This window comes from Rhizobacter sp. P3_B12 (assembly GCF_056402895.1).
Genome location: NZ_JBFUGN010000406.1, coordinates 1 through 5,246 on the forward strand (window position 1 = coordinate 1; position 5,246 = coordinate 5,246).

General features: G+C 66.8%; 4 protein-coding genes. All 4 read right to left on the reverse strand.

Features of this window, described 5'->3' with window-relative positions:
* Window positions 1-244 (reverse strand): RICIN domain-containing protein (locus AC1D01_RS19730; protein ID WP_477869249.1); only part of this gene is annotated, 244 nt, incomplete at its 3' end.
* 42 nt (window positions 245-286) lie between these two features.
* Window positions 287-1,615, reverse strand: a complete 1,329-nt coding sequence (locus tag AC1D01_RS19735; protein WP_477869251.1) for an endo-1,4-beta-xylanase — start codon at window positions 1,613-1,615, stop codon at window positions 287-289.
* Window positions 1,616-1,671: 56 nt separating this feature from the next.
* Complete coding sequence (locus AC1D01_RS19740) at window positions 1,672-3,324, reverse strand: RICIN domain-containing protein (RefSeq protein WP_477869253.1); 1,653 nt, start codon at window positions 3,322-3,324, stop codon at window positions 1,672-1,674.
* Between the two features lie 17 nt (window positions 3,325-3,341).
* A complete protein-coding gene (locus AC1D01_RS19745) occupies window positions 3,342-4,895 on the reverse strand; it encodes a glycoside hydrolase (protein ID WP_477869255.1) in 1,554 nt (517 codons plus the stop codon).
* Window positions 4,896-5,246 lie beyond the last annotated feature (351 nt).

The window sequence follows — 5,246 nt, forward strand, 5'->3', positions numbered from 1 at the left end:
TGCCGGAACTGACCAGCTGGAACTGCTGGTTGGCGCCGTCGTGCCGGCTCCACTGGCGGAACTCGGCGCCGTCGCCGGTCATCCAGTTGTAGAGGTCGAGCGCCTTGCCGCTGTTGACGTTGACGAGGGTGTACCAGGCGTTRCCGTCCACCGTGATGGCGGCGTGTGCCGGGACCGCGGCCCCCAGGGTGAGCGCCGGCAGCACGAAGGCCGCCAGCGTCGACAGAACTTTGCGAAGTTTCATCGTGTTCTTCATGACAGGTCTCCGTTCAGATGAGGCAGGGGCTCACAGGTCGCCGAAGCCGATGGCGCCGTTGCAATGCAGCCATTCGCTGCGGCCGCTGCCGCCGCYGCACCGGCCGTTCTGGTACACGCCGGTGTTGTAGGTCTGGTTCTCGGCCTGCCGCACGCTGCCGTTCACGCTCAGGTAGTCGACCTGCACGTCGCGGCCGGCGGCGTCGTTGCTGAACTCCACGGTGCTGCCACCCGACAGGCTGGTCGTGAACGTGTAGTTGGTCATGGTCTTGCCGAGCGTCCAGCTCTGCACCACGGTGCCGCCGACGCGCAGGGTCACGCGCTCCTGGCCCGAGGTTCCGCGTGCACGCACGACGATGGACTTGCCCGGCGTGCCGCCGCCACCGCCGCCGGTGTTGCTGCGCACGTAGTTGCCGAGCCAGGTCAGCGCTGGCCGCTCGCTGCCGTCGCGGCGCACGAGGTGCGAGTTGGCCACCCAGGTCTGGCCTTCGATGTAGCCCCACAGCGTGACGCCCGCGACGCCCGGGTGCGTCCACAGCAGCGGGAACTTCTGCTGGTAGCGCGCCAGCTGCGTGGCGTCGTCACCGGTCATGTCCAGCTCCGACACGTAGATCGGCACGCCGGCCTGGGCCAGCGTGTCCAGGTTCTGCGTGATCGTGGCCGGCGCCAGGTTGTCGATGCTGAAGTAGTGCGTCTGGATGCCGACGCCGTCGATCAAGCCGCGCGACTTCAGGATGTTGACGATGCCCTTGTAGCGGTTCAGCGCATTGGCGTCGTTGATGATCCCGTACTCGTTGATCAGGAGCTTGGCGTTGGGGCAGTGCTGGCGGGCCTTCTGGAACGACCAGACGATCCAGTCCCAGCCGGTCGAGCCCGCGCCGCCGAGGGCCTCGCGGTAGCTGGCCGGTTGGTGCAGCGGCTCGTTGACCACGTCGATGTATTGCGTCTGCGGGTAGCGCTGGCAGTACTGGCGCATGAAATCCTCGACTTCGGCGGCTTGCTGCGGCGCGCTCAGCCCGTCGATCCAGTTCGGCGCCTGCGAACCCCACACGAAGGTGTGCTGCTTGAACGGAAAACCGTTGGAGCGCGCGTAGTTGTAGGCGGCGTCGAGCTGGCTCCAGTTCATCTGGCCGCGCACCGGCTCCACCGACTCCCATTTGCCGGCGTTCTCCGGCGAGACCTGGTTCCAGTAGGTGCTGAAGTTGGCCGGCGGATTGCCGGCAATGATGTTGCCGAGGAACTTGGGCTTGCCGACGGCAATCTGCGCGTGCGCCAGGCCGGCTGAACCCAGCAGGCCGAGGGCTGCCGTGGTGCAGATCGTGGCGCGGCGCATGGCCTTGAAGGTGCGTGAGGTGTTCATTGTTCGTCTCCCTTGAAGTGTTGAACGGATCGGATTGACAGCGGCGCGAATGCGCATCAGCGCAGCCCCACGCCGCCCTTCTTGTCGTAGCCCTGCGTCCAGCCGAGCAGTCGGCCACCATCGGTTTCCGGCGATGTCTGGGGCGTGTCACCGGCACCGAAGAACAGCCCGGCAATGTGCGCGTCAGCCACCTTGTCGAGGTTGTTGAAGAGGTAGTCCACCTTGTTGTCCTGCCAGTGGTTGGTCGTGTTGTTCTGCTGCGAGTTGCCGAGCGGAACCTGCCACATCACGGTGGACTTGCCGACGACCTCGGCCAGCTTCTTGCTCCAGGCCAGGTAGGCCGCGAAGCTCTGGTCGGTCCAGAAGGTGTCCTTGTTGTAGGTGGCCTTGTACCAACCCGCATCGCGGTCGGCGGGGTCGGTGGTCACGAAGTCGCCGCTGCCGGCGCCCAGGGCCAGCATGTACTTGCCGATCTCCTCGGCGTTGCCGCTCTCGGTGTGGTTCCACGACGAGGCATGCAGGCCGACAGCCGCGTTCGGTGCGTACTGGCGTGCCATCGCGATCATGCAGCGGCCGAGGCCCGCGGCACTGTTCTCCTGCTGGGCGCAGTCGGTGGGATTGGCGGCTGCCACCTGGGCCGGCACGGCATGCGGATCCTTGTTCCTGCCGCGCACGAAGCCCCACAGGTCGGGCTCGATCTGCAGGATCACGCGTTCCTTGCCGATCGTCTGCAGCAGGAAGCGCCAGTCGGTGAGGTAGCGCTTGAGCGTTGCGGCATCGTTCATCGCCGCCAGCTCGGCCTCGCCTTCCTGGTAGCCCGCGGCCGACTTCATCACGTAGTACGTGAACATCGGCACGCGCGGGCGGGCCGCGTTCTGCCAGGTCGCGGCCTTGTTCGCGGCGATGCTGTTGCGCAGCTGCGTTGCCGGCGCGTGCGTGTTGTCCCAGCAGGCCCACCAGTTCATCTGGGTGCTCGGACACGCCTTCAGGTAGGCGTCGTCGGGAACCGGCAGGCTGGCGAGATAGGAGTAGCGCACGTCGAAGGGGGCCGCTGCTGCGCTCGAGTCGTCCATCTGTGCGCCGATCAGCAGCCGGGTCTGGCCCATGAAGGTGCCGAAACTGCCGCTCGCCGTCCCGGCGCATTTTCCGTCGACCGGGTTCAGGTACCAGCGCTGCTTCGCCGACGACCTGTCGGCGTCCTGGTAGATCTTCGACAAGGCATTGCCGTCACCGACGGTCACGAGCTTGCCCGAGTAGCTCGAGACGATGTTGACCGCGCCGCTGCCCGCGCCGCGCAGCGCGAACAGCTGGTTGGCGGTGCTCTTGTAGGCCCACTGCCTGAGGGGCGTGTTGTCGCCGGTCTGCCAGCCGTAGACGTCCAGCGCCTTCTCGCTGTGCACCGGCCGCAGCGACCACGATCCGTCGGCCACCTGGGTGAGCTTCCATTGCTGGTTGGCCGCGCCGTTCGACTGGTACTGGATGATGTCGGCGCCGTCGTCCCTGGACCAGCCCAGCACGTCGAGTGCGAGGCCGCTTGCTTCATTGACGATGGTGTAGGTCTTGCCGCTGACCGGTGCGTCCGCGCAGTTGCCGGCATGGGCGGCAAACGACGCCAAGGCTCCGAGCGCCACGCCGGCCAGCGTTCGCAGCACGATGCGGCCGGTGCCGGCCGCGGAAGCGCTTGAATTGTTTTGCTTGTCGAGTGTCATGTCTTGATCTGCTTTTTTCAGTTCACCAGCGTCGTGATGCTCTTGGCCGGCAGCGAAATGGAGAAGGTGTTCGCACTGACGCCGATCGCGGGCTGTTGCGCGAACGTGACGGTCCCGGTGGTGCGGTACGGCGTCAGGCTGGTCAGCGCGCGGCCGGCGGGGGCGATCGACGTCGTCAGGGTGACGTCGGCCGCGTTCTCGTTCACGAGCACGACCACGGCCTTGCTGTCGGCTGCGCCGGGGGGAGTGCCGAACGCCGAGACGCGGACACCCTTCTGCGGGAGCGCCGTCGCGTCGTAGCGGACGTAGCCCGGACGGATGAAGTACGAGAAATGCTTCAGCCCGATGCCGAAGTAGGTCGGCTTGTTGTTCGTGCCGATCAGGCCGGTCGGCGTCGCGTCGTTGGAGTTGACGAGCCACCAATGGACGTAGGCGTTGTACTGCGACAGCGTCAGGCCGTCATGCACTTCCTTGGCCATCGCGATGGCGTCGTCGATGCTGGTCGACCATGACGACTTGGAGTCCGATTTGTTGACGGAGTCCAGGAAGTGCTCGGTCATCCAGACCTCTTTCCCCAGCTTCTTGGCCGCGCTGGAATAGTTCGGCGTGCCGCCGTAGAGGTGGCCGCCGACGATCGAGAGGTTGCTGGCCGCCTTGGTGTCGGCCAGCAGCGTGTCGGTGGTGGCCTGCGAGTAGTAGAACGATTCCGCCGCCATCAGCTTGGTGGTGGTGCCGGCAATGGCCGTCGCCCCGTAGCCGCCGACCCAGGCCGTCATCTCGTCGGCGTTCCACAGGCAGGACTCGTAGTCCTTCGGGTCCCAGTCCGGCTCGTTCTGCAGCGAGACGGCGTAGAGCTTCACATTGCGCGTGGCGGCATAGCGGACGTAGGCGTTCAGGTACTGGGCGTAGTCCGCGTACATCGCGGGGTCGAGGCGCCCGCTGTAGAGCGGGTTGGTGCGTTCCGTGTTGATGATCTTCATGCTCGCCGGCGGCGACCACGGCGAAGCGAAGACGATGGCTCCTCGCGCCTGGGCACCGATGCCGTTCTCCAGCTCGGCAGTCCATTGCGTGGTGTCGGCGGTCTTGGCCGAGGCGTTCCAGTTCGCCGGCGCGATGCGCAGCCGGATGATGTTCAGCCCCAGGCTGTCGGCGGTGCTGGTGCCGAACAGGACGTTCAGGCGCTCGTCCGACATCTTGCTGTAGTACCAGGCCGCCGAGCCGCCGAAGCCCTGGATGGTCTGCTTCGCATCGCCGAAGTCGATGGCCGCCGCGGCCGGGGCCGGCGCGATGGTCAGGGTGGTGCTGATGACCGACGAGATGTAGTGCGCGCTGTCCTTCGGCACGAACGTGGCCTGGACGAGGGCGGTCCCGGCGGCGGCCGTGGTGGCGCTGCCCAGGGGCTTGCCGTCGTCGGTCATGTAGGAGGCCGGATCGGCAGTGCCCTGGACGCCGTAGATCGCGTAGGGCGCGGTGGTGATCTGCGCGGGCGTGAGCGCGGTCCCCTGGAGCACGGCAGCGGGGAGATCCCACCGGACCGGCGGCTGGGCCTTGTGGACCGTCAGCTTGCGCACGACGGTGCTCGTCGGGTACTTCGTCTTGTCCTGCGGCGTGAACGTGAGCGACAGCGTCTGGACGCCGACCTCGGGCTTCGCGCCAATGGCGGGTGAATAGGCAAACGTGCCCGGGATGCTCGATTTCGCGTTCAGCTGGGCCGTGCTGAGTGCCGTTCCCCAGTCGATGGCCGCTGGATCGGGCCAGGTGATTTGTGCCGCAGGCGCAGGTGCAGGTGCAGGTGCAGGTGCAGGTGCAGGTGCAGGTGCAGGCGCAGGCGCAGGCGCAGGCGCAGGCGCAGGTGCAGGTGCAGGTGCGGGTGCGGGCGCAGGTGCAGGTGCGGGTGCAGGTGCAGGTGCAGGTGCAGGTGC